Annotated in this window: 21 protein-coding genes; 16 read left to right on the plus strand and 5 right to left on the minus strand. The window is 45.9% G+C overall.

Translation table 11 applies throughout. The features are described 5' to 3' along the window. Positions 1-511: 511 nt before the first annotated feature. Both ACFQRK_RS23140 and ACFQRK_RS23145 read left to right on the plus strand, forming a co-directional pair. On the plus strand, positions 512-697 hold the full coding sequence (locus ACFQRK_RS23140; protein WP_379010760.1) for a helix-turn-helix domain-containing protein: 186 nt from the start codon (positions 512-514) through the stop codon (positions 695-697). Positions 698-749: 52 nt separating this feature from the next. Continuing rightward, positions 750-905 carry a hypothetical protein gene (locus ACFQRK_RS23145; protein ID WP_379010726.1) on the plus strand — a complete coding sequence of 52 codons (156 nt, stop codon included), beginning with the start codon at positions 750-752 and terminating at the stop codon, positions 903-905. 222 nt (positions 906-1,127) lie between these two features. Here ACFQRK_RS23145 and ACFQRK_RS23150 read toward each other — a convergent pair whose 3' ends face one another. Next, positions 1,128-2,231, minus strand: a complete 1,104-nt coding sequence (locus ACFQRK_RS23150; RefSeq protein ID WP_379010728.1) for a serine hydrolase domain-containing protein — start codon at positions 2,229-2,231, stop codon at positions 1,128-1,130. A 221-nt stretch (positions 2,232-2,452) separates the two neighbouring features. Between ACFQRK_RS23150 and ACFQRK_RS23155 the strand changes: the two genes are divergently transcribed. The 3 genes from ACFQRK_RS23155 to ACFQRK_RS23165 all read left to right on the plus strand — a co-directional run bounded on the left by ACFQRK_RS23155 (position 2,453) and on the right by ACFQRK_RS23165 (position 4,208). Continuing rightward, complete coding sequence (locus ACFQRK_RS23155; RefSeq protein WP_379010729.1) at positions 2,453-3,160, plus strand: hypothetical protein; 708 nt, start codon at positions 2,453-2,455, stop codon at positions 3,158-3,160. A gap of 58 nt (positions 3,161-3,218) precedes the next feature. Continuing rightward, a complete protein-coding gene (locus ACFQRK_RS23160) occupies positions 3,219-3,665 on the plus strand; it encodes a MauE/DoxX family redox-associated membrane protein (RefSeq protein WP_379010730.1) in 447 nt (148 codons plus the stop codon). A gap of 210 nt (positions 3,666-3,875) precedes the next feature. Further along, positions 3,876-4,208: a hypothetical protein gene (locus ACFQRK_RS23165; protein WP_379010732.1), complete on the plus strand. Its 333-nt coding sequence runs from the start codon at positions 3,876-3,878 to the stop codon at positions 4,206-4,208. Between the two features lie 64 nt (positions 4,209-4,272). On the opposite strand, the gene ACFQRK_RS23170 is transcribed toward ACFQRK_RS23165, so the two are convergent. Genes ACFQRK_RS23170 through ACFQRK_RS23180 form a run of 3 tightly spaced genes read right to left on the minus strand, consistent with a single transcriptional unit; the run spans position 4,273 to position 10,037 of the window. After that, the gene (locus ACFQRK_RS23170; RefSeq protein ID WP_379010734.1) at positions 4,273-5,628 is read right to left on the minus strand and encodes a RagB/SusD family nutrient uptake outer membrane protein; all 1,356 of its coding nucleotides are present in this window, start codon (positions 5,626-5,628) and stop codon (positions 4,273-4,275) included. Between the two features lie 10 nt (positions 5,629-5,638). After that, positions 5,639-8,626, minus strand: a complete 2,988-nt coding sequence (locus tag ACFQRK_RS23175; protein ID WP_379010736.1) for a SusC/RagA family TonB-linked outer membrane protein — start codon at positions 8,624-8,626, stop codon at positions 5,639-5,641. Then, complete coding sequence (locus tag ACFQRK_RS23180) at positions 8,619-10,037, minus strand: TlpA family protein disulfide reductase (RefSeq protein WP_379010737.1); 1,419 nt, start codon at positions 10,035-10,037, stop codon at positions 8,619-8,621. The genes ACFQRK_RS23175 and ACFQRK_RS23180 overlap by 8 nt, the downstream gene beginning before the upstream one ends. 1,044 nt (positions 10,038-11,081) lie before the next feature. Here ACFQRK_RS23180 and ACFQRK_RS23185 point away from each other — a divergent pair. The 11 genes from ACFQRK_RS23185 (at position 11,082) to ACFQRK_RS23235 (ending at position 23,644) form a co-directional block, all read left to right on the plus strand. Further along, positions 11,082-11,333 carry a helix-turn-helix domain-containing protein gene (locus ACFQRK_RS23185; protein WP_379010738.1) on the plus strand — a complete coding sequence of 84 codons (252 nt, stop codon included), beginning with the start codon at positions 11,082-11,084 and terminating at the stop codon, positions 11,331-11,333. Between the two features lie 434 nt (positions 11,334-11,767). Beyond that, positions 11,768-12,163, plus strand: a complete 396-nt coding sequence (locus tag ACFQRK_RS23190; protein ID WP_379010739.1) for a hypothetical protein — start codon at positions 11,768-11,770, stop codon at positions 12,161-12,163. A gap of 261 nt (positions 12,164-12,424) precedes the next feature. Beyond that, positions 12,425-12,583, plus strand: coding sequence for a hypothetical protein (locus ACFQRK_RS23195; protein WP_379010741.1), 159 nt, complete (start codon positions 12,425-12,427; stop codon positions 12,581-12,583). Positions 12,584-12,894: 311 nt separating this feature from the next. Then, positions 12,895-13,749, plus strand: a complete 855-nt coding sequence (locus ACFQRK_RS23200) for a DUF3800 domain-containing protein (protein ID WP_379010742.1) — start codon at positions 12,895-12,897, stop codon at positions 13,747-13,749. A gap of 306 nt (positions 13,750-14,055) precedes the next feature. Then, the gene (locus tag ACFQRK_RS23205) at positions 14,056-17,058 is read left to right on the plus strand and encodes a type I restriction endonuclease subunit R (RefSeq protein ID WP_379010744.1); all 3,003 of its coding nucleotides are present in this window, start codon (positions 14,056-14,058) and stop codon (positions 17,056-17,058) included. Beyond that, positions 17,051-18,079 carry a YhcG family protein gene (locus ACFQRK_RS23210; RefSeq protein ID WP_379010746.1) on the plus strand — a complete coding sequence of 343 codons (1,029 nt, stop codon included), beginning with the start codon at positions 17,051-17,053 and terminating at the stop codon, positions 18,077-18,079. Before ACFQRK_RS23205 ends, ACFQRK_RS23210 begins: the two co-directional genes overlap by 8 nt. Continuing rightward, positions 18,076-19,305, plus strand: coding sequence for a restriction endonuclease subunit S (locus ACFQRK_RS23215; protein WP_379010748.1), 1,230 nt, complete (start codon positions 18,076-18,078; stop codon positions 19,303-19,305). Before ACFQRK_RS23210 ends, ACFQRK_RS23215 begins: the two co-directional genes overlap by 4 nt. A 3-nt stretch (positions 19,306-19,308) precedes the next feature. Beyond that, the gene (locus tag ACFQRK_RS23220; protein WP_379010751.1) at positions 19,309-20,454 is read left to right on the plus strand and encodes an AAA family ATPase; all 1,146 of its coding nucleotides are present in this window, start codon (positions 19,309-19,311) and stop codon (positions 20,452-20,454) included. Beyond that, on the plus strand, positions 20,451-22,082 hold the full coding sequence (locus ACFQRK_RS23225; protein ID WP_379010753.1) for a type I restriction-modification system subunit M: 1,632 nt from the start codon (positions 20,451-20,453) through the stop codon (positions 22,080-22,082). The genes ACFQRK_RS23220 and ACFQRK_RS23225 overlap by 4 nt, the downstream gene beginning before the upstream one ends. 69 nt (positions 22,083-22,151) lie before the next feature. Beyond that, complete coding sequence (locus ACFQRK_RS23230; RefSeq protein ID WP_379010755.1) at positions 22,152-23,066, plus strand: helix-turn-helix domain-containing protein; 915 nt, start codon at positions 22,152-22,154, stop codon at positions 23,064-23,066. A 74-nt stretch (positions 23,067-23,140) separates the two neighbouring features. Continuing rightward, entirely contained in the window at positions 23,141-23,644 is a 504-nt protein-coding gene (locus ACFQRK_RS23235) for a hypothetical protein (RefSeq protein ID WP_379010757.1), read from the plus strand. A 355-nt stretch (positions 23,645-23,999) separates the two neighbouring features. Here the strand turns inward: ACFQRK_RS23235 and ACFQRK_RS23240 are convergent. After that, a partial coding sequence (locus ACFQRK_RS23240; RefSeq protein WP_379010759.1) for an IS3 family transposase occupies positions 24,000-24,880 on the minus strand: 881 nt, incomplete at its 5' end.

Raw genomic sequence — 24,880 nt, forward strand, 5'->3', positions numbered from 1 at the left:
AATACGCGTTGCTGTACGCACCCGCACAGCAGGGCGGCCGGATGGTGCTTGGCAAAGGCCGCCACCTGTTGGTGGGCATCGCCGTGGAGCGCCGGTGGCAGAAACGGCAGCCCGTGCCCGGGTTCCAGCGGCCGCGGACGTGTAAGGCGTCTCCGCCCTACGTTTTGGATCCGCTGACGCGGATGACGGTCACCGGCCTGCTCAGCCTCCCACCGAAGGAAGGCCTATCGCTGGATCACGCGATCGACGGATTTGCGGTGCAACTGCACGATCTGCACCGGGCGCGAAATGCCGTGCCCGCAGCAGCTCCCGCACCGCTCGTTACCACAGCGGAACACCACCAAACGCTCGTTGATGCCATCAAGCTGGGTGTGCAGCAAGAAATCGAGGCAGAGCGTTATCCGCTCGTAGACAGGCTCGCCGCTAACCTCAACCGCTCGCGCCAATTACTGCACAGCCGCTTTCGCGAGTCGACGGCACAATCCATCAAGTCTATATCGTGGAGCAGGTTATGCAAGAGGCGTTGCGGCTCTTGCGCGAAGCGAAGTTGCCGCCAGCCGCCGTTGCTTACCGATTGGGGTATAGCGAGCAGACTTCCTTCAACCATCAGTTCAAAAAATACTACGGTATGTCGCCTAGTGAAGCGAGGGAGGCGGCGGAGGAAGCGATACCTTATCGTAGGAAAAAGTTCACATAGTGCTTGAATATACCTATATTTGCTCTTATATCGAACTAACCAATTATTAATTATGAAGCTTGAGCAGATTAATAAAACAAAAACACCTATCGTGAAAATCGACAAAAAGCTTGATCGGTTTCAAGGCAAGGTATTATTTCCTGAAAAACTCAAACAGGCAAATGAAACCTTGGAAAGGGTGGGACTGCCCAAACCGGGAAAAGCCTAGTAGATTATCAGGCTATACTTATGTCAGCAATTTCTAAAAAGCATAAACCGAAAACTAAACAAAATAAAGCCAGACCAAGGGTCGCAGGTAAGGCCAAAGGATTGGTTGCGATGAAGTCAAATTTTGACGCCCACCTACCGGGATTCGAAGATTATACCAAATGAATCTTCTGCTGCCCAGGACGAAAAATTCCCGCCATACGACGTAAACCTGCTTTGGTAATCAATACTCCTTCACGAGGTTCGCGAACACCCTAAACCAACTGACATTCACTTTATGCCCCAGCCGTACGATGAGGAGGTTCTTTGCCGGATTCACGTAAACATACTGCCCCAGGATGCCCTGCGCGAGAAAATCGCCATCCAGCGTGGGCAGCCACCATTGGTACTGGTAGTGCTTATTGCTGCCGCCGGCGCTATCCACCCGGGTAGACTGCGCCACCCAGTCGGCCGGCACAAGCTGTTTACCCTGCCAATTGCCATTGTTGAGGTATAGCCGCCCCAGCTTGGCAAAGTCGCGCGCCCGCGCATTCAGGCAGCAAAATGTTTTTTCGATGCCGTCTTTTTGGCGGTCGACACTCCACGATGCATCGTACTCCATGCCAATTGGTTGCCAGATGTTCTCATGGAGGTATTCGGTGATGGATTTATCGCCGAGTGCATGGTCCAGCACCAGGCCCAGCACCTGGCTGTTGCCGCTGGCATACGCGAAGCGTGTACCCGGCTCGGCCTCCAGCTCCAGCTTGGCGGTATTTTTGCGCAGGCGGCGGCCGTAATAGAATGTGGCCACCTCGCCGAAGGGATTGCGGTAACTTTCGTTGAATTTAAGGCCCGAGGTCATCTGTAGCAGGTGTTCTATGGTTACCCTATCGAAGCCCTTTTTAGCCATTTCGGGCACATACCTACTCACCGGATCGTGCACCGAGCCGATCAGCCCGTCATCAATGGCACAGCCGATAAGCATGGAAAGCACCGATTTGGACATGGAAAACGACGGCACGATGGAAGCGTCGTTGTAGTTGTCGAAATACCGCTCGTAGAGGATGCTGTCGTTGCGGATAATGAGGAAAGCGACAGACTCCGTTTGCTGGAGGAAATCATCGAAGGCTACCTCGTCGTCGCGATAGGTGATGGTCTCTGGCTCTATTTCCTGCTCCGGTTTATAAAACACGAACGGATCGGCGGAGGCTGGTAGTTCCCGTGCGGGAAAAATTTTGTGATCGTTGATATCTGCAAAGTTGAACCATACAAAGCGGCCAAATTTACAGCCGGAGAGTGAAGCGGTGGCTACCACCGCCAACGTAATTAGAAGGTTACGGGTTTTCATTTGAAATAATTAGTTCGTTTTCATCGCGATGAAGTAAGCGTACCCCCTTTTCGAGCAGCAATACATACATACCTCAAGCGCATTACTTTAGGAATTCAATGACGGTTTCGCTGCTAATATAAAGCATTTTTCCATTCGATGTAGCGGGGTTTACAAAATAGCAATGTTGGAATTTACAAACTAGCAAACCGATCGGCCGTGGGTGGGCTACTTTTGCTTTTATGGACAAAGCAAAAGATATCACCACCATCAAGTCAAAAGACATCGCGGCCAAAGCAGAGGCAATCCAGCTTATTCCGGCCACCACGCCAGCCATGCTGGCGCATTTCCGGCAGTACCTCCAACTGAACCATGCCAGCACGGAGTTTCTGATCGGCGCCGGGTTCACCGTCCTTGGCCCCGGGCTTACCGCGGAATCCGACGCTGACTCGTTCATCATCCGGCTTTCCAACCCCATCCACACCAATGGACACGTAGCGTACCTCACACTGGCCAATGGCACCGTCGAATGGCGGTACGCGCGCTCAACGGTACGCTATGTGCGCTGCCCTGTCGTACGCGATCCAGTGCTGATGCAATGGCTGGACGGCCTATTCGCCGCCTTTTACCTCGAAGCGGAACTGCCCGGCTCGTTGGATGGTGCGCTTGAAATGCTTGGCCCTTGGGACCGCGTGCGTTGGGTGCAGACCAACCTGTTTGAGGGCGGCCGCCCTGAGGAAACACTTTCTGAGGAAATCGACCTGTGGGTGTATGACCTCAACTGGACCGGACGGTTGGAGGCTCTCCTCCACTGGATCTCACAAGCGCTGCATAAAGACGAAATGCATTTCCGCTACGCCGTTTGTTGCGAAGGCGGCGAAGGCACCGCGTTCTACCTGCTCCGCTACCGCGAACGAGAGACAAAGGCTTTTCCGGCACCGGAAAAATAGCTGCACGGGGATCGTTTCGGTTAGCCACATCGGCGGCTTTTCACCTTTCCTTAGCGTTATGAAAGCAACACATTACATCCTCATCATTACCGCTCTGCTCACCATGCTTTTCTTTTATACCGGCATCGAAAAAGTTTGGTACCATACGGTATTCCGTATCCAGCTATACAAGCAACCGCTCCCCGGCTGGGCAAAGGCGGTATTGGAGTGGGGGCTGCCTATCGGCGAACTGGCCGTAACCGGACTATTGGTTTATCCGCGAACAAGACGCTGGGGCCTTTGGGCTTCGGTAGTGATGCTTTTGGCGTTCGCCGGCTATACCGCCTATGCGGCCTCGGAACCTGATGGAAATGTGGTGTGCGCCTGCGGCAAGCTCTTCAGCAGCCTTTCGTGGACGGCACATTTCTGGGTAAACATGGGGTTCGCGGCATTGGCAGCAGTGGGTGCGGTGCTATACCACCGAAGTATAAAAACAAAACAAAAAGAAGCCGCAGCCGATGGCTGACGGTATATAACGATATCCGTATACGGACGCTGGGTGTAGCTAACCCGGCAATCACCAAAGCGGGAAGCGATGTTCCCCGGAGCGGTTTACAACCAAAAGAGGAAAGCGATAAAACGATGCCTTCACCGGCTGCCGGAGGGCAGGAATAACAAACCGTTTGAAGGGAGCAAGCAACCCGCCAAGTGATGTTCTTTAAAACAGGAGTAAATTATGGTTAAATTAAGTAAGCAGCTACCCTTGGTAGCGTTGTTGCTGGCGTTCACAGTGTTCGTTGGCAAAGCCGCGGTGCAGGCTCTTAGTACATCAAGCACCACGATGTGGTCGTACGATCCCAGCAAGGGACCGGCAACGGAACCTGGAAGTTATGACCCGGCACCGGGTGCAACTTCGGGTGATTGTGATCGGGACGAAGAGGTTTGTCTGGTAGAAGCTCCCGAGTTGAACAACCAGCCGGATCTTGAGGCGGTTGAGGACCTCATCGAAGCCATTCAAGCTGGAGATGACCACCCCAATCTGACTTACGGGGCGTTCTCGTCAAATTAAGCAGGGGCCAGTTTTGTGAGTAACAAATGAACGGGTACAGTTAGCGCTGTACCCGTATTTCATGTTAACGTTCGTTCTGCAGAATTCCCGAATGTAAAATGACTTGAATCGGTATCAGGAAAGTATAACGCGGATCGTTTGGTTCCAGCACATAGGTCTGGCCGTCAACAACTCGAACCAACGTCTTAGCAAATCGCTCGTCTTTGTTCAACCGTCGGAGATCGCCCCATCTTATGCCTCCCCGAAACGCCAACTCTCTTTCCCGCTCTGCCAAGACCCATGCCAGCGCACGTTCATCATCCAGATCGGCGGGGATTTCGACCATTCCCGCTTCCATCCGGTTATTCAGCAATTGTTTCAGGGTTTCAACTCCTTCCTGCCAATCGCCCAAACGAATCAACGATTCAGCCTTGATCAGGTAAACCTCACCGGTTGCCAATCCTGAAAAAATTGCACCTCTCCCAAAATAGGAGCCTTTAAACAGGCATGTACCATCGTTCTGCTCTTCAAAAAAAAGCGCCTTGCGAAGATCGTTGGGGCCATACGTCGAATACAACGTTGAGTCTACACGTGCGCGAGACCGCGTGAGAATACCGGACTGACCCTGCAACGCCGCATGAAAAATGACCTCTTGGTTCAATTCTGTAAACGGCTCCCGCTGTGAGGCGTCAAGATCGTTGTAATCCATCAGGTCTGGCTGAATGGTCAGACAACGGTCTGCATAGGTTAATGCGTCGTCATACCGTTCCATAATCACGTACAAGCGCGAAAGGGCGGCGTATGCGGCAGCTTTCGATGGGCGTGTCGCGATAAACGATTTGTCCGGCAGGAACGAAACAGCTTCCAGCAGGTCTGCCTCTATTTGCCGATACGTATCGCCCACCGTGGCCCTACTTGTCGCCGCGTTGATATCCGGGGTCAATCGAAGCGGCAAACCATAGGGGCTGTCTTCGATATCCGAATCATAAGGAGGAACAAATAACTGTACCAAGTTGAGGTAGGTAAATCCACGGATAAACAGTGCACTGCCTTTCACCCGATCACGATCTCTTTCTCCCAGACCGTCCAACAACGCATCATCTATCCCCTCTAGGATAATGTTGGTGTAAAAGATTCTCTCATAGCAGACCGACCAATCCCGCGAGGCATCCGCTTGGGGGTCCCAAACGTAAGTTCCACGCCCCCATTCACTACGGCCTATCCAGTCTTCTGTTCGGAGGTAAAAGTAATCGGCAGCGTTATCCCCGCAATCGGGATAATAATCATTCATCCGGTCCTGATAATCCATCAACGCCTGGAAATCTCCCACGGTTGAAGGTATGGCGATTGAAGAACTGGGCTTTTCGGCAAGGTATTTTTCACAGGCGACCGTACAGCAGAAGATCAAACCCAGTCCCAGCATTTTCTTTAATGATATCATTGTTATTAAATTAAAAGTCCATCGATAACCCAAACGCAACACTCCGGGGCGCGGGCATTTCCAAGTAGTCCGGATCCAGCCCCGCATCATTGGCCTTCCAGATCAGGCCAAGGTTGCGCGCATAGAGCGTAGCCCTGATTTCCCTAAAAGGTCCCCACCGCAATGCATCGCCATGGAATGCATAGCTCAGGTTTACATCCTGCAGACGAATGTGGTCTCCGCGCTCGGCAGTTGCTTCGGAATCGCGGTAAAACCCGTCGCGCACGGCGCTGCCCGGTATCAGCATGGACGGTACCGTGGTATGCGCCTCGTCTCCCGGCTGTTGCCACCGTTTGTAATAATCGCCATGTACATTGATGGTGGTGCCGGAAAGGATGGGGTAATACATCACCGTGTTCTTGCGGAAAAAATAGCCGAAACGGAACGTTACGTTTGCTGAAACCGATAGGTTCTTCCATTGGAACGTATTGCGCAACGCGCCGAAAAAGGGAGGCATGGCGGTGCCATGCAGTATGACGTCGTTTTCGGTAGCGCGCTGTATCATACTGGTGTAGTCTTTGGAGACTTCCCCGTTTAAGTACCCCAAGGGGTCGCCCGTTTCGGGATCGAGGCCCGCGAACCGATAACTTAACAACGCGTAGGCAGGCCGGCCAACGAAGGGTGTAAGCGTATTTCCGCCCCGGGTTACGGCGTTGCTATAGGTTGTTGGCGTATAATAATATTCCAGCACCTTGTTGCGCGTGTGGGAAAACGATGCATCCCACAACCACCTGAGGTCGCCTTTTCCATGGCGGCCATACAACGAAATATCGAACCCGTGGTTTTGCAGTACCGCACTATTGCGCGAAAAGGAGTTAAAGCCCGATGTACGATCTGCTTCGACCAGCGCAATCAGATCTGACGCCGTTTTGATGTAATATTCCAGACTACCGCCCAGGGTACGTCCCCGGGTCGCAAAATCCAGCCCGATGTTCCAAGTAGCCACGTCTTCCCAGCGCAACTCCGGATTAGGTGGATTGCTGACAATGGCATAGGGAAATCTGCCCAACGTGGTAACACCGCGGTAGTCGATGGTGGTAACGGCAGGCCGGTCATTGTCGGTATTGCCCGCATGGCCATACGTAGTACGCAATTTGAGGTGCGGCATAGCCGGCCAATGATAAAAAGGCTCATCTGCAATATTCCATGCCAAACCGGCCGACCAGAATGGCGACCATTTGTTATTGGTAGCCACCCCGAAGAGGTTGGATGCATCCCGCCGTGCGCTTGCCGATACGGTGTACCGATCGGCCAGGGTATAGGAAGCATTGACATACAGCGAAACAAACCTGGTTACCGCCCGCTGGCTGGATACCATGTAAGGTATGCTACTTAAACTCGAATTGGTATAGCGCGGATAGCGGTTCACATAGTCCACGCCCTGGCTGATCCGCAGGTCTGCATCATACCCGTAGCGCCTATCGCTGTTTGACTCGGTTCCGGTATGCCTGATTTCGCCACCAGCAATGGCTGCCACGCGATGAATAGACCAATCCCGGTTGTAGTTGGCCTGCCCACGGATGCCATAGCCTTGCAAACGCGATCGGCTACCATCTAATATGCTGCCCAGCGGAACGGGTCTGATCACATTCTCGCCTGCCAATTGCGTAAACGTATTTACCAAATTACGCACAAAGTACGAATGTTCGTGCTGCAACTGTTGCCCGTGGGTCCATTGGTTTTCATACTGCCCGCGTACTTCCGTACTCAAATGGGAACTCCATTGATAGCGTGCAGAAAAGTTGAACAGCAGGTTCTGCAATCGTGTAGTATTGTCTGCGAGTGCGAGTTCCTCGTAGGGCCGGTACCGCCAATCGAGCAGCCTTCCCATCCCCGCAGTGTCTGCATAGCCTGCACGCCGATCTCTGGCAATCACCGCGGGCTGACCATTTTCATCTACCAACGCCGCATAGGGGTAAATACCGTTGCCCGTACCCATACTTATTGAACCGGGGTCGTTTGACTGTCGATTGCTTGCCGAATAGGCGATGCCGATATCCATCGTGAGCTTATCCAGCGGCCTCAGTGAGGTTTGGTTTCTAACGGTGGTTCGCGTATAACCATTGCCTCGCTCCGACTGAAGATTCCTGTCGAAACCCGCAGAAAATAGCGTATTCAGCCGGTTGCTCCCCCCACGCAGGGACAGCGCATATTGCTGCATGACGGCTTCACGGTAGAGATAACGGCTCATATCGTTTCGAAGGTCTACGTTTCTAAGCGCGTTAATTTTCGTTGTCGCCTCTTCCTCGGTCAGCAAGCCACGTCGCTGCGCATCCAATATATCGACTACCGGTGATACTGCAGGCCAGATATGCGTATTGGATAAGTCGGAACTATACACGCCCCGGTCGAACAGCATCTTCTCGATATCGATGTAATCGGTTGACGCAACCTGCGGTTGATAGAAAAGATCAGGCTTTTCCTGTATGGTGATATTGGAAGTAGCCGACAATTGAAACGGCTGGTCAAATCGGCCTTTTTTCGTGGTGATTACCAATACCCCATTCCCGGCACGTGCCCCCCAGATGGAAGCCGATGCCGCATCTTTGAGCAGGGTTACACTCGCTACATCGTTGGGATTGATGGCGTCCAGATCGCCCTCATAAGGAAAGTTATCGAGGATGATCAGCGGACGGCTGTCCGTAAGCCCTATTGAACTCAGCCCCCTCACCCGCAGGACGTCCGAAGGGCCGCGTTTGTCGAATAAAATGCCCGGCATGACGCCGTCCAAACGCGATAGCACATCGGTGGATACCTGCCTATTGAACAGCCTTTCGTCTACCCGTTCAAAGGAGCCGGTTGCCCGTTCGGCCGGCAAGGTTTGGTAGCCTGTTGATACCTCTACCTCTTCCAACAAAACGGTATCCCGCTGCAAACTATCCTGTTTTACCTGAGCGGTGGCAGACACACTGCCCATGTACAAGGCCAGTGCTGTCAATGCATAGCCAAACTTATTCATGGCTACCCTCCTCTCTCACGTAGCCGTGTTTTGTAAGCGTAAGGGAGAGCTGCCCGATTTCTTCCTTGCTATCGCCGTCGGTCAATAAAAACATCTCGAGCTTCCGGTCTTCTTCCACCAGATCAAAACCCTGCGCTTGCAGTACCCTTCGGACATCTGCGATGGTGCCTTTACGAGCCGAATCATCCATCCATATTTGTCCGTCGAAGCCCGTCTCGTCAAGTACAGGGGGGACAGCGATATCGTATCGTTGATTAAGAAACCAAGCCACCGACGCCATATTCAACCACTGTACCTCGTTGTTTGGCGCCGGATGGCTTTTGGCATTCCCGTTACCTTGTATGATCAGGCTAGGCATGCTTTTAGTGATTAACTGCCCCTTTACTCCGGTCAACGCATTGAGGTCTGCCAGCATTCGGGCTTTCACTGCATCTTTAGGGGCACCGATCGGATAGGTCGCCTCGTAACAATAGTTATATGCAAAAGGCTCATATTTTGGATTCCGTAAGCTGTGGTCGTCAAACCTCACGGCAGAATCGACCAGCATGATCCTTCGGTTTGCTTGGCGGGGCAGTGGGCTGCTTAATGCCACGCCAAATAGCCGGAGCAACGGCTGATTCATGTAATATTGCCATTCTGTGCCTTTTAGGGAATCGATTCTTCGCCCTGTGGGTTCTCCTGCACCGTGCATGTAGTGCGAGAACATGGTGTGATACCCGACCGGCTTCTGCCAATCGGCACCAAGTGATGCCGACCAATCCATCAGCGGCTTTACCGGCGCTGCGCGTAGGCGCGGCACACCGGCTGCATTACCCATTGTAAGGTCAGCGATCAGGTTTTCGGTTAAGTACTCGGGAGTAACAGGCCCTTTGTACGAACCGTCTTTACCTATTACCGCAAAATAAGGGATGGTTCCGTTAGGATTGGGGAAAGCTTCTTTGAGCGTTGCATCTAACAGGATGGTCTGAAAAGTACCTCGCAGTTGCCCGATACCAGCTGCTTTGGAACGCGCGAATAACGCGGCAACCGTTTCCGTTGGCTCGTAAGTAACCGGTAGCACCATAATATTTCCCGGAAACTGGTCTTGCAGGCGATGCATACGCGGCATATTCGTGATGCAGCTTTTGCACCACGTGGCCCAGAAATCGAGGATGATCACCTTACCTCGGTAATCATTGAGCGTAATGGTTTTGGTACTGTTATTTGCGGCGTTCCATAATGTAAGCGGCACGCTCCACAGTTCGTCGGGAATTGGTTCGCCCGTCGGCAATGGATTGGCTATCGCAGCTTTAAGGGGTGTTTCGGCTGTTTGCGTTTTGCCACGTGTGGCCACGCCTGCGATAATAAGGATAAAGGCAATTTTGAGTGTAAGGCTGGGTAATAACCAGCCCATGCTTTCTATATACATCATTGATTCGGGTTTTGGTGTAAGGAGCAGGTTGAAATGCCCAGCGGCACAGGCCCCGATGGCTCGGGGCGCTGTGCATGAGCGTACAAACACATGATCGTTGCTACAGCCAACAGGCTGAAATGTCGTATATAAGTGTGTTTAAGCTTATGTTTGGAAAAGGCATACCCCTCCCCTATGCGTAAAATTTGTTTCACTTCGCATTGGTTTTTAACGGTTTAAGAAATTATTCGTTTCAAAGACCGCCCCACGCTGAAGAAATTTCACGTCATTTACTTGCAGGTTTGGAAAAAAGCGTTTACTTTTAGCTGTTGCATAGTAACCGAAAGTAAACACCTTCACCAACCTGAGCTAAAAAACGGGTTTTCCATTCAGCATTGGGGTCGGTGGCAGCCGTGGGAAGTTGGGCTTTTCTATTTGCCTCGCTTTGGGGTCGGGTATTTTTTACGGTACCTCTCCCCTACGCGCTTCCGTTGACTGCGGTATTTTCGATCACCCTATTCGGGGCTACGCTTAACGTTCTTATAAAGATTTTTCAGGGATTGGGGTTGTATCCTTTTGGTAGCTCTCATAGCGACACCTTCCGCAAGCGGCTTGCGGTGTGGAGACTTGGATGGTTTGACGGATGTCGATTTCATAATTCTTTTTTTGGTTATGAAACGATGTGCCTCGCGAAGTACAGAAGATGGCCTGATTGGTTAAAAACCAGTAGGGCGAACTTTGCTGCTTTTCGGTTGAAGGAAACCGACTAAGGAACCTTTTCCCAGCTATCTACACGAGATTGCCAGTTTTACCCCCGGAAAGTCTGACGCAAAGCTCGCCCTACTGGTGTTATATCGTGTAAAGATAGTGCATCCAGTTGAAAATGGGCGAACTCGCGGTCTTCTCGTGGGTAAAAAATTAGTCGGTTTTTTCAAACGAGAGACATCGTTAGTGATGTATAATCAAATACAACACTTTGTTGTCGCTTTTAATACAATACAAACATAACAAAAATATGTTAATCTGGCAATATTGCCAGATTTTTATATGTAAAACACTGATTTTATGATAAATAAATTTTCAGAAATATACAAGAGAATTGGCTTAAATCTTAAAAGAGAACGTAAGAAAGCCCGATTGACACAAGTCCAACTTGCAGAGAAGATAACTAAAGTTGATGATGCCAAAATCAGTAATATTGAAAATGCAAAAGAGGACTTCATGTTTTCTACCTTGCTCGAAATAGCTAATGGCCTTAACATCGACGTAGAAAAGTTGACAAAGAAGGAAAGAACCGTTAGAAGAAAAGGGAAGTAGTTGCAATCCTACATTAGTAATAATGATGCGTAACATAAAATCTATAAAAGAGTGACCTTCGACACGGTGTGACGAAGTAGCAAGTCTCTCTGTACATAATACAATCGTGGAAATAAGCGAGCTAACCATACGAATAATAATTATTCTGATACCAGGAGTAATAGCAAGTTTGGTATTAAACGTTCTAAAAGTTAGACATAAAAAACAAAGCGATTATCTTTTTACCTTAATTTCGATTGTTTTCGGTCTGTCCTCTTATTTGCTACTGCAAGTGTTGTTTTTTTATTGGAATTTTCGTCAAGAATCTGATCTTTCGTTCGTCAGAAAGCTATAGATCATTAAAAACACTTGAGGACCTTGCAAATAGTACAACAACCGTAGCGTATGTTGAAATTACATTAGCATGTGTTTGCGCTTTATTCTTAGCTTATTTTGTGACGTACCTTGACAACAAAAAAATAGTTAACAGAATCGCAAGAACGCTTAACGTATCAAATAAATATGGAGATGAAAATACATACAGTTACTTTTTAAACTCTCAGGATATTGACTGGGTCTATGTCAGGGATATTGAAAAGAATTTAACCTATTTAGGTAAAGTGGAAGTTTTCTCTGAGACAGAAGAGATTAAAGAGTTAGTTCTGTCAGACGTCACTGTATATACCTATCCGGATTCAGAAGAATTGTATCGAATCGAAAAAATTTACCTATCATATCCAAGAGAAAAAGTTACAATTGAAAAGCCAAATTTTAATGATTATGCAAAAGAACAACAACCCATCAAGACCACTCAAAGAAGGAAGTCAAAAGAACAGTCAGATAAAGCCTGACACACAAAGACCGAGGTCCTCTGTTCCTCCCCCTCCCCCAGCCAAACCTAGTTCTGGCAATGGCAAAAAATAAAAAAATAAAGTTAGCAATTCGAATATTCCAATAGAAAAACTAACAACTATGGTTTGCATGTAGAAATGATAATTATGAGAAAATATATAAAAGGAATTCTACGATAAACTATTATCCAAATAAAAAGTAAATAGTTAACCAATTATGGAAAGAATCCATTGCGTAACGCCAGTAAACTAATTCGTTTAATGTTTTATCATTGCATATTAATCAAAGACGAAGAGGCCGTGCGGGTGAATTTTGACAACGTGGTGTACTACCACGCAAAAGGCGAACAAATGACGTTTACGTTTCTTGCGCCGAAATATCATAAGGAAATGCTTACCTTAAAGCACCACTGCAAGTGATAGATCGGCCGTTAGGTATTTGAGAGAAATTAAGATAGTCCGCACGAATACGGGAAACCGTAAGGAGTATCAAAACGGATTGTATTATTTTGGGCGTCAAGGAATAAGGATATATCCAAAATGCACAATGTGCGTTTTGGATTACAGGCAAACCACCTGAAAGGAAATTACAAAAATACGTAAGTTAGCATTTTAAACTAAAATAGCTTAAATACAATGATTTACTCAAATAAATGGAAATTAACCAATAGCCTTGTGTATGAAAGCTATTGCGTATAGAATTATGTGCAATTAAACCGGACCCGACTAATATGCATTTCTTTTACATAGACGAAGCAGGTTGCAATTTGAGAGACCTGACTCACCCAGAATCGCCAATATTTGTACTTGGTGGACTGGTTGTTAAGGACAAAGGATGGAATAAGACTCATACTGAATATGAAAAAATAATCTCTTCGTATTTCAAAGGAACAATTCCAGCAAATTTTGAGTTGCATTCGCATCAATTACTAAGCCCGAATGGCGAAGGTGATTTTTTAAACCATCCAAGAACCGACAGGTTAAATCTTGCACAAGCTGTTTTAAAATTAGTAGCTGATAGAGGACACCATTTTTGCTTACTCCCAGTGGAAAAGAGTGTACTTAGTGCGTTCGACACTAAAGATGTACGCAATAAAGCTCATGTCGAGCTTAAAACACCATACTTGCTGTGTTACGACAATTTGATTGACACTATCGAAGCTTTTATACGAAATGAGCGGGGACAATCGGCAAGAGGTATGGTGATAATAGATGAAAAAGACGCAATAAAAACAGAGATTGAGACTCTGACTAAATTTCGCAGATTTCACCCAACAGCAAGCAAACGAATTAAATGGATTTCTGAGTTCAGTTACCCGATTGACTCTAAGAAAAATCCTATGATTCAAATTTCAGACTTAGCATGCTTCGTAACTAAAAAATTTTATGGCATTGAGAAAGGATATCATAACACTTATCCGCCAGCGGCTAAGACTTTCTACAGAGACACATACTTATTAGTGCATGAGAGGTTGATAAAGAATGGTTTTTCAAAAGAGGAAGGTAGATATTCAGAGTACTACAATAATTTTATGGAAGCCATAATACCTAAACCGAGTTATGGCTGGAAAAGAAAAAATTACTAACGGCACATAACACGGGTTTTGCGTCAGGCGCGCTGATATGCAAACCCGGGGCTTTGTGCTTCTAATGAACTTTAGTAATAAATTGAAACTTTGTGCTCCGAAAACCGCCCGAACGGAAAGCCGCAGACCGTTGGGTGTAAGTGTAAAAAAACGGCTGTGCAACAACAAACGAACCTACAAAAACAAGAAAAAGTAAACCATTTTGACAGGTGACCAAAAACATAGGTATCTTTTTATGCACACCAATACAGTTGAATATCCAACCAACTTTATCTAAGTTTGGGCGTATTTATAAACAATACCGAAATGGCGAAGGAAAACCAAACTGAAAGCGATTTTGTCAAACAGCTCGAAGGGCTGAAATATGTATACCGGCCGGACATTATCGACCGGAAAACCCTTGAACAGAACTTCAGAGCAAAATTTGAGGCACTCAACCGGGTTCGGCTTTCGGATAATGAATTTTTACGCCTGCGGGAAACAGTCATCAATCCCGATGTATTTGCAGCGGCGAAGTTGCTCCGTGAACAGCAGCATTTCCAACGGGAAGACGGCACACCGCTTTACTACACCTTAGTAAATATTAAAGATTGGTGCAAAAACGACTACGAAGTAATTCGCCAGCTCCGCATCAACACCGAAAACAGCTTCCAACGGTATGACGTCATCCTGCTGATTAACGGCTTGCCGGTGGTGCAGATAGAACTGAAAAAAGGTGATATCTCGCACCGTAAAGCCATGCAGCAAATTGTGGATTACAAAAATGATACAGGCAATGGATACACCAACACCTTGCTGTGCTTTATGCAGCTGTTTATTGTGAGTAACGGTGGAAGAACACTCTATTTTGCCAACAATAAAAATCAGCACTTTGCCTTTAATGCAGATGAACAGTTCTTGCCGGTATATGAATTTGCGGACCGCGATAACAAGAAAATCAACCGGCTGTATGACTTCACCGAGAAGTTTCTATCAAAATGCACGCTGGGTGAATTGATCAGCAAGTACATGGTGTTGGTGGAGAGCGAACAGAAATTGCTCGTGATGCGGCCGTATCAGATCTATGCCGTAAAAGACATTGTGGATTGCATCCAGCAAAACAGAGGCAACGGATACATTTGGCATACTACGGGAAGCGGTAAAACCTTAACTTCCTTTAAAGCCTCTACCCTACTGAAAAGCAACCAAGATATCGAAAAGTGCCTGTTTGTGGTAGACCGCAAAGACCTTGACCGGCAAACCCGTGAAGAATTCAATAAGTTTCAGGAAGGTAGCGTAGAAGAAAACACCAATACGGAAACGTTGGTGAGGCGCTTGCTATCTACCGACTACGCCGACAAGGTGATTGTGACCACCATCCAAAAATTGGGGCTGGCGCTGGACGGGACAAATAAAAGGAATTATAAAGAACGGTTGGAACCTTTGCGCGATAAACGGATGGTGTTCATCTTTGACGAATGCCACCGCTCGCAGTTTGGCGAAAACCATAAGGCCATCAAGGAATTTTTCCCGAATGCCCAACTATTTGGTTTTACGGGCACGCCCATTTTTGACGAGAATGCCACCTACAAGATTCGAGAGGATGAATACGGAACGTATAAAACCACCGAAAGTATTTTCGAAAAGCCGCTGCATACGTACACCATTACCCATGCGATAGACGACAAGAATGTTCTCAAATTCCATATCGACTACTTTAAGGGAAAGGGCACACAAAATGCAAAGCCTGGCGAGCCCATTGCCCGGCAGGCGGTAGTGGAAGCGATATTGGAGAAGCATGATGCGGCAACCAATTCAAGACGGTTTAATGCGCTACTGGCAACGGCTTCCATCAACAACGCCATTGAATATTATCAACTGTTTAAGGAGATACAACAGCAAAAAGCCAAAGAAAATCCAGACTATGTACCGTTGAATATAGCTTGCGTGTTTTCACCACCGGCCCAGTTAATTGCCAAGGAGGGCGACCAACATAGCCAAAAAAATGCGGCAGACATCAAACAACTGCAAGAGGATTTAGCCCAGGAAAAGGAAGATAACCAACAGCAGCCAGATGAGAAGAAAGCGGCTCTCCAAGCCATTATCGCTGACTATAACGCGCAATATGGCACGAACCATACCGTCAACGAGTTTGACCTGTATTACCAGGATGTGCAACGGCGGATAAAACTCCAGCAGTATCCCAACAAGGACTATCCGCATAAAAACAAAATTGACATCACCATCGTGGTGGATATGTTGCTTACGGGCTTTGACTCGAAATACCTGAATACGCTGTATGTAGATAAAAACCTGAAATACCACGGATTGATACAAGCGTTTTCGCGGACGAACCGGGTGCTGAACGATACTAAGCCTTACGGCAACATTTTGGATTTCCGCTCGCAACAGGAGGCCGTAAACCAAGCGATCACCCTCTTCTCTGGCGAAGCGGGCGGACGCGGCAAGGAAATCTGGCTGGTTGACCCAGCCCCTGTGATGATTGACAAATACAAGGAAGCCGTAGAAAAGCTGGGGATATTCATGGAGGAACAGAACCTGCTCCGCGAACCGGAAGAGGTGTATGGTTTGCGAGGAGACGCGGCGCGCATCGCTTTTGTGAAAAACTTTAAGGAAGTGCAACGGATCAAGACCCAGTTGGACCAATACACCGACTTAGACGATGAACAAAAGGCAGCCATCGAAGCGATTCTGCCCACCGTAAAGTTGCAGGAGTTCCGCAGCTCATACATAGAAACGGCAAAGCAATTGCGGGAAATACAGCAAAAAGAGGGTGAGGATGCGCCGCCGGAAATCCAGCAGCTGGATTTTGAATTTGTGCTGTTTGCTTCGGCGGTGATCGACTACGATTACATTATGAACCTCATTGCAGATAGCACGCAACGAAAACCTACGAAGCAAAAAATGTCCAAACCGCAGGTGATCAGCTTGCTGAACGCTAATGCCAACCTGATGGAGGAGCAGGAAGACCTAACGGAATTTATCAACGGATTGGATTGGAGCAAAGGGTATGGTGCCGAGGAATTGAAAAACCTTTTCGATACCTTTAAGGACGACAAGTACAATAAGGAATTGGCAGACATCGCCCACAAGCACGGCTTGCAAACGGCTGCCTTGAAAACCTTTGTGGAAGGGATAACGAGCCGGATGATTTTTGATGGCGAAAAACTGACGGATCTGTTGGCGCCGCTGGAATTGAGTTGGAAAGAACGCCGGATAAAAGAACTGGCATTGATGGAAGACTTGGTGCCGCAATTGAAAAAACTGGCACAGGGACGTGAGATATCAGGATTAGCAGCTTATGAATGAGATCGAAAGACATACCCCTGAATTATATAACGATGTTTGCCAACTAATAGACGATACCCGAAGTCGTCTGGCAACTACTGTGAATGCCGAAACGTGCCTGCTGCATTGGAATGTTGGCAAGCGCATCAAAGAGGACGTGCTGTATAATAAGCGGGCGGAGTATGGTAAGGAAATCGTGAAGAATCTTGCGGACAGACTTACCCAACGCTATGGCAAAGGATGGAGTGACCGCAAGCTTTTACATTGTATACGCGCTGCGTATACTTTTACCGAAGATGAAATTGTATACGCGCTGCGTATACAATTGTCATGGACGCATCTACGTTCTTTAATGTTCATCGACGATGGGTTGAAACGTACGTTTTATATGGAGATGGCGCGCCTTGAACACTGGGATACGCGAACGTTGGACGAAAAAATTGACAGCATGCTCTACGAACGGACGGCGCTGAGCCGCAAGCCCGAAGAGCTTATCAAGCAAGAACTAGCAGAAATTCAGGAAACCAACTCCCTCACACCTGATGTTGTGTTCCGGAGTAGTTATTTTTTAGATACGCTGGGACTTGCCGATACGTATTCCGAAAAAGACTTGGAAGATGCCATCTTGGTAAATCTCCAATCATTCATAAAAGAAATGGGAAGCGATTTTGCTTTCCTGGATCGGCAAAAACGCATTACCGTTGATGCGGTGGATTATCGGATTGACTTGTTGTTTTTCCACCGTGGATTAAAACGCCTGGTGGCGATTGACCTGAAGCTTGGCAAATTCAAACCGGAGTACGAGGGGCAGATGCTGCTGTACCTGCGTTACCTCAATAAAAACGAACGCAAAGAAGGCGAAGAAAGCCCAGTCGGACTTATCCTGTGCAGTGAGGGAAACACGGAGCACATTGAATACCTGATGCTGGAAGATGGAAACATTAATGTGGCGCAATACTACACGCAGCTACCCGACAAGAAAATATTGAGCGAGAAACTACACAAAGCGATAGCTATTGCCAGGGAGAATCAAACGAAATGAACAAGCCAAAAAATATTCCGGAGTTGCGTTTCCCCCAGTTTGTGAATGATGGGGAGTGGGAGGAGGAGACCGTTGGACAGATATATGATTTTAAGGGTACTAACTCCCTATCAAGAGAGAATCTGAACTATGAGATCGGTAAAGTGAAAAATATTCACTACGGAGATATCCATACTAAGTTTAATACACTGTTCGACGTCGAAAAAGAGAATGTACCCTACATAAACGGAGACATACCTCTTGATAAAATTAAAAAAGAGAATTACTGCATCGAAGGAGATATTATCCTTGCGGATGCTTCAGAGGATCTGAATGATGTTGGCAAAAGTATTGAAATCGTCAGTCTGAACAATGAAAAATTGGTTTCGGGCCTGCATACTTTATTAGTAAGACAGCGCGAAAGTAAATTAGTTATTGGTTTTGGTGGTTATTTATTTAAATCTGATTATGTCAGAAAACAAATTAAGCGAGAAGCCCAAGGCGCAAAAGTATTAGGGGTATCGGCAACTCGAATTTCAAGTGTGAAAATACCGTATCCAAAAAAACCCCAAGAACAACAAAAAATCGCTTCCTGCCTTTCGTCGTTAGACGAATTGATTGCTGCTCACAGTCAAAAGTTAGACATCTTAAAAGACCATAAAAAAGGTTTGATGCAAAATCTTTTCCCGCAAGAGGGCGAGAAAGTACCAACGTATCGTTTTCCGGAGTTTGAGAAGGATGGGGAGTGGGAGGAGAAAAGTTTTGAAAAATTGTTTGAAATTGGAAACGGCAGAGATTACAAGCATTTGCATGAAGGTGAAGTACCAGTTTATGGATCTGGCGGATACATGCTTTCAGTGAGTGATTATCTATATGATGGTGAAAGTGTTTGTATTGGAAGAAAGGGAACAATAGACAAACCTATGTTTCTTATCGGAAAGTTTTGGACCGTCGATACTCTATTTTATACCCATTCATTTAAAGACTGTCTACCAAAATATATTTACTATGTCTTTCAAAATACTGACTGGTTAAAGCACAATGAAGCAGGTGGTGTTCCCAGCTTATCAAAAACTAATATTTACAATATTAAAACTTTAATTCCCAAACCCCGAGAACAACAAAAAATAGCCTCCTGCCTTTCATCTTTAGATGCGGTAATCACGGCGCAAACAGAAAAAATTGAACAACTAAAGATGCATAAAAAGGGATTGATGCAAGGTTTGTTTCCGAAAACGATTAATTAGAAGATGAGCACAATAACCAATTTCGCGAACCTAGCAGAGGTAGCCGTGCATTTCCGAAAGGATTTGACGGGAGACCATCGTCCAATGAAAGATTTGGTGCTATTCTTTGCTCATAATAGAACGGGGAAAACCAGACTTTCTATGGAGTTTAAACAAGCAGGAAAAGAGTTTGATGACGACGGAAATGTAACCAATCGTGATACTTTATATTTTAATGCATTCACAGAAGATTTATTTTCCTGGAATAATGACTTGGAAAATGACACCAACAGAACACTTAAACTGAATTCGGATTCTGTATTTTTTAACGGGTTACACGAGTTAGATTTAGATGTCAAAATTGAATCATTCTTTAATAACTATGTCGATTTAAAATTTGATATTAACTATGAAGCGTCAACAGTAGCGTTTGCAAGGAGCATAACTATTGACGGCAATGAGGAAACAGTAGAAAACATTAAAATTTCGAGAGGTGAAGAAACTTTATTTATCTGGTGTTTTTTTCTTGCCATTTGTCAATTAGCTATCGACAAAGACCCGGCATACAGTTGGGTGAAGTACGTTTATATAGACGACCCAATATCGTCTCTTGATGAAAATAATGCCATTGCCGTGGCCTGTGACTTATGCAACTTACTAACAACAGAAGGAAACCAAATCAAAACGGTAATTTCAACCCATCATAGTCTATTTTTTAACGTGCTTTACAATGAGTTTGGCAGAAAAGTAAAGAATAAACGTTACTTTCTACATAATAAGGGAGTTGATGGTTATGCTTTACAAGATACTAGTGACACACCTTTCTTTCATCATATCGCAACACTAAGCGAACTGAAGAAGGTCGTCGAATCAAATAAAATTTATACCTATCATTTTAATGCCTTGAGAAGCATTTTAGAAAAAACTGCCACTTTCTTCGGATATGATAAAATTGATAAATGTATTGGTAGTTTGAGAGAAGAAGATGAAGTGCTTTTTGAACGAGCATTACAGCTATTCAGTCATGGGAAATATTCGGTATTTGACCCAGTAGAAATGGGAAATGACAACAAAGAACTGTTTAAACGAATTTTGGAAAGTTTCTTAAATAAATATGAATTTTACCTTCCACAAATATTCAACGAGGAAATTCAAGCAGCAGCAGAATGACACAAAAAGAACAAGATAAATTAGGTAAAACCCTGTGGAATATCGCGGATCAGCTGCGTGGGGCCATGAATGCGGATGATTTTCGCGATTACATGCTTTCGTTTCTTTTCCTTCGGTACTTGTCACACAACTACGAAGAATCGGCCAAGAAAGAATTGGGATCAGACTACCCTGACGTGCCCGAACAAGACACGCGCACGCCGCTATCTGCTTGGTATGCGGCGAACGAAGAAGACGTACCCGAGTTTGAAAAACAGATGCGTAGAAAGGTGCACTATGTGATAAAACCACAACACCTCTGGAGCAGCATCAGCGAAATGGCACGCACCCAAAACGGCGAATTGTTGGTCACGCTTGAAGCTGGTTTTCGCTACATCGAGAACGAATCTTTTGACAATTCTTTTCAAGGCCTGTTCTCCGAAATCAACTTGAATTCTGAAAAGCTTGGCAAGACCAATACCGATAGAAATAAAAAACTCTGCACCATCATTCAAAAAATTGCGGAAGGTATTGCGGATTTTTCTACTGACTCAGATGCGCTGGGCGATGCATACGAGTATTTGATTGGTCAGTTTGCCGCCGGCTCGGGTAAAAAAGCGGGTGAATTTTATACCCCGCAGCAAATCTCCACCATCCTTTCCGAAATCGTTACATTAGACAGCCAAGACCCCACAACAGGTAAAAAAGATAAACTGGAGAACGTGCTGGATTTTGCTTGCGGATCCGGCTCCCTGTTATTGAACGTGAGGAAACGCATCAAAGACAACAGTGGGAGTGTCGGGAAGATTTACGGTCAGGAAAAGAACATCACCACGTACAACCTAGCCCGGATGAATATGTTGTTGCACGGTATGAAAGATACCGAGTTTGATATCTTTCACGGTGATACCTTAGACAATGAATGGCCACTACTCAATGAAATGAACCCAGCCAAAAAAATGGAGTTCGATGCCATTGTTGCCAATCCGCCCTTTAGCCTGCGTTGGGATCCGACTGAAACCATGGCCGACGATTTTCGTTTTAAGAGCTACGGTTTGGCTCCTAAGTCGGCAGCCGACTTTGCCTTTTTGCTGCATGGGTTTCATTTCCTGAGCAACGACGGAACGATGGCCATCATCTTGCCGCACGGTGTTTTATTCCGAGGCGGCGCCGAAGAACGTATACGCACGAAGCTTTTGAAAGATAACCATATCGATACCGTTATCGGGCTACCGGCAAATCTGTTTTACTCTACAGGCATACCAGTGTGCATCTTGGTGTTGAAAAAGTGTAAAAAAGAAGAGGATGTATTATTCATTAATGCAAGTGAGCATTATAAGAAAGGGAAACGCCAGAATACATTGAGAGATGGAAAAGACGGAGAGCCTGAAAACGACATTCAACAGATTGTCGAAACGTACCAATTCCGGCAGGAGCGAGAACGCTATTCCCGTAAGGTTTCATTGGAAGAAATCGAAAGGAATGGCTACAACTTGAATATTTCGAGGTATGTGAACCCAGCTGCTGAAGAAGTAAAGATTGACCTGAAAGCGGTAAATGCTCAATTGGAATCAATTAATGAGCGTATTCAAGCCAAAACAGAAGAACATAATAAGTTTCTGAAAGAGTTGGGGCTACCTACGATTTAATGGCACCCATATGTCGGTTCTAATAGGGCGTTTTTCTCGGAGGTGAATTGATGATTAATATAACTGGTTATGGTAGATTTTTTTCATAAACCTGAATATACCTGGGAGGATATTCTTTATCTTATAAATGATGGTGTTGAAGAATCAATTAAGCTGGATTTCAAATCGGCCGGGAGTCTTGAAAAAGAAGAACGCAAAAAAAGGGAAATTGGAAAGGATGTATCGGCGTTTGCCAACTCTGCTGGAGGATTGATTATTTATGGATTAACGGAAAAAGATCATAAAGCTGCCAGTGAAAGCTTTATCGACGGCACCATTTATACAAAAGAATGGCTAGAGCATGTGATCTCGGAAAAAGTTTCTCCTAAAATCGATGATCTAAAAATCTTCCCCTTACGGAAGGACGGTGACGTCCAAAGGTCGGTATATATCGTGCAAATCCCCCAAAGCAAACGGGTGCATATGAACGCTGACAAAAAATATTACCGAAGATATAATTTTGAAAGCGTCGCAATGGAAGAATATGAAGTCCGAAACCTTTATTTACGCGCATCAATTGTAGAATTGGATATTGCTGAAATCGATATTCGAACGCGGGAAAGAGTAAGACAGGGCGGAAAATTGCAGAAATGTGAAATAACATTACGATTTGCTGTTTTGAATAACAGTGACGGCGTATCACATCACTACAAAATGGAAATTTCATTACCTAAAAACTATTTAAATAACTTGGACGATACTCATTTGATGGTCCTAAATAAGAATTACCTAAATGAAGAAAATGGTTACGTTAAATATAGCGTATCGAATCGCTCGCCTATTTTTCAAGGAGAAAAAGACTATATGTTTAGCCTGGTTATCCCAATTAATCGGAGCGACCAAAGTCTACTAGATGAGCCGATTTTCGTTCGACTATATTATACTTCCGGTAAAAAGGAAAAAGAATTTCTTCTTAAAGATTTCTATGAAAAATTTGCATGGTAATCTTATAAACTAAAAAAGTCCAAGGCGTAAGCAGCAACTTTTGACGGCTCCAATACAATATAAACTACAAGAATGTGACAGGACTTCAGGATATGATTTTTATAGGCGAAATTGTGCTACAAATAAAAATTGCAAGAAGAGCTGCTGAACGCTTACAGGCCACTCATAGCAATTTCGATAGGGTCGAGGTGTGGTGCTCCATTCAATCTATTCTTGTCGCTGCTGCAAATGTTTCCAAGATCCTTTGGCCTAACAATAAGTATAAATTACGAGGAGAGAGATTGCGTCAATTGCTCAAAGTAAAAAAGGACAACCTACTCGTTGATCGAAAATTCCGTAATAATTTCGAACACTATGATGAGCGAATTGAAGAATGGTTTAAAAAACATTCGGGTGGGGTGTATATTGACTTGTCAATGAATCCGTCATTACGTGGAGGAAGTTTGACCTACCATCACCGGGGATATAATTCATTCAACAACACGGTGATATTTCGTGGTGAATTGCTGGATTTGAGTGAAATATTGAATACTCTCGAAGAGATCTTTGAGAATTGTAAGCCTTATGCGCTGACTTAGGAGTTCACGTCATCGGTATTCATCGAAGCGCTCAAAGGACACGAGGTAAAAATATCCATGGACGGCAAGGGCAGGGTTTTGGACATTATCTATATCGAACGGCTCTGGCCGAATTCTCTACTTTAGCATGACTCGGAATTTGGGAGGAGGTCAATAAGGCCGAATTCTCTACTTTAGCATGACTCGGAATTTGGGAGGAGGTCATTACCAGATTTGAAAAAAATTTTATGCCGACAAGTCAGTGGGTTATTCTTTAGAAATTCAAAGCGTAACGAATTTACCGCTACAGTAGCAATTACGTAATCATTCGTTTCACTTTGCGCTATTACTTTATATGTTGGTCTGTAATGCTCCCTCAGCTAGCTACATCCAAAACTAAAAAATTCCAATCAGATTTGTTGTTGTTGTCCTGTTGTAATGTGGGAAACTGGCGTCGGCCATTGAGTGTTGGGAGTTTTCCATATTTCAACAGGAATTCTATCGGCGTCAGGTTTCCTAATGCCGAATGCGGTCTTTCGTTGTTGTACATCCAGGCCCAGGCATTCGCATATTTCCGGATCGCCGACAAGTTATCGAACATATAACTATCCAGCACATCTTGCCGGAAAGTCCTATTGAAACGTTCGATCAGACTGTTCTGCGTGGGTTTCCCGGGCTGAATAAACTCCCATTCTATGCTGTGTTCGCAACACCAGTCCATCATCGCTGCAGACATGAATTCCGGACCATTATCCGATCGGATCTTTTCGGGCTTGCCCCGCCACTGGACCAGCTTCTCCAATTCCCGGATCACTCTGTGCGACGGAAGGCTAATATCCACCGTAATGGAAAGTGCTTCACGATTGAAATCATCAATCACATTCAATGTCCGGATCGTCTTGCCACCCGATAGCGTATCGTGCATAAAATCCAGGCTCCAGGTGATGTTCGGTCCGATTGGACATAGCAAAGGAGCCTTCACGCGCGCCGGCAAACGCTTTTTCCGTTTATTCCGCAAGTTCAGTCTCATAGCAGTGTAAATACGGTAAACCCGCTTATGATTCCACATATAATTCAACTTTCGCAACCGGTGGTACATCATTCTGAAACCCCATGTGCGGTGAAGATCGGCTAAGACCGACAATTGTTCAATCACCTCGCTGTCATCACTGCGCTTGGCACGGTAATAATAAACTGAGGTGCTGATACAAAACAACATACAGGCCTGACGAAGGCTTAACTTAAACTCCTCACGGG

It is taken from the genome of Parapedobacter sp. GCM10030251, from assembly GCF_042666505.1.
Lineage (GTDB): Bacteria > Bacteroidota > Bacteroidia > Sphingobacteriales > Sphingobacteriaceae > Parapedobacter.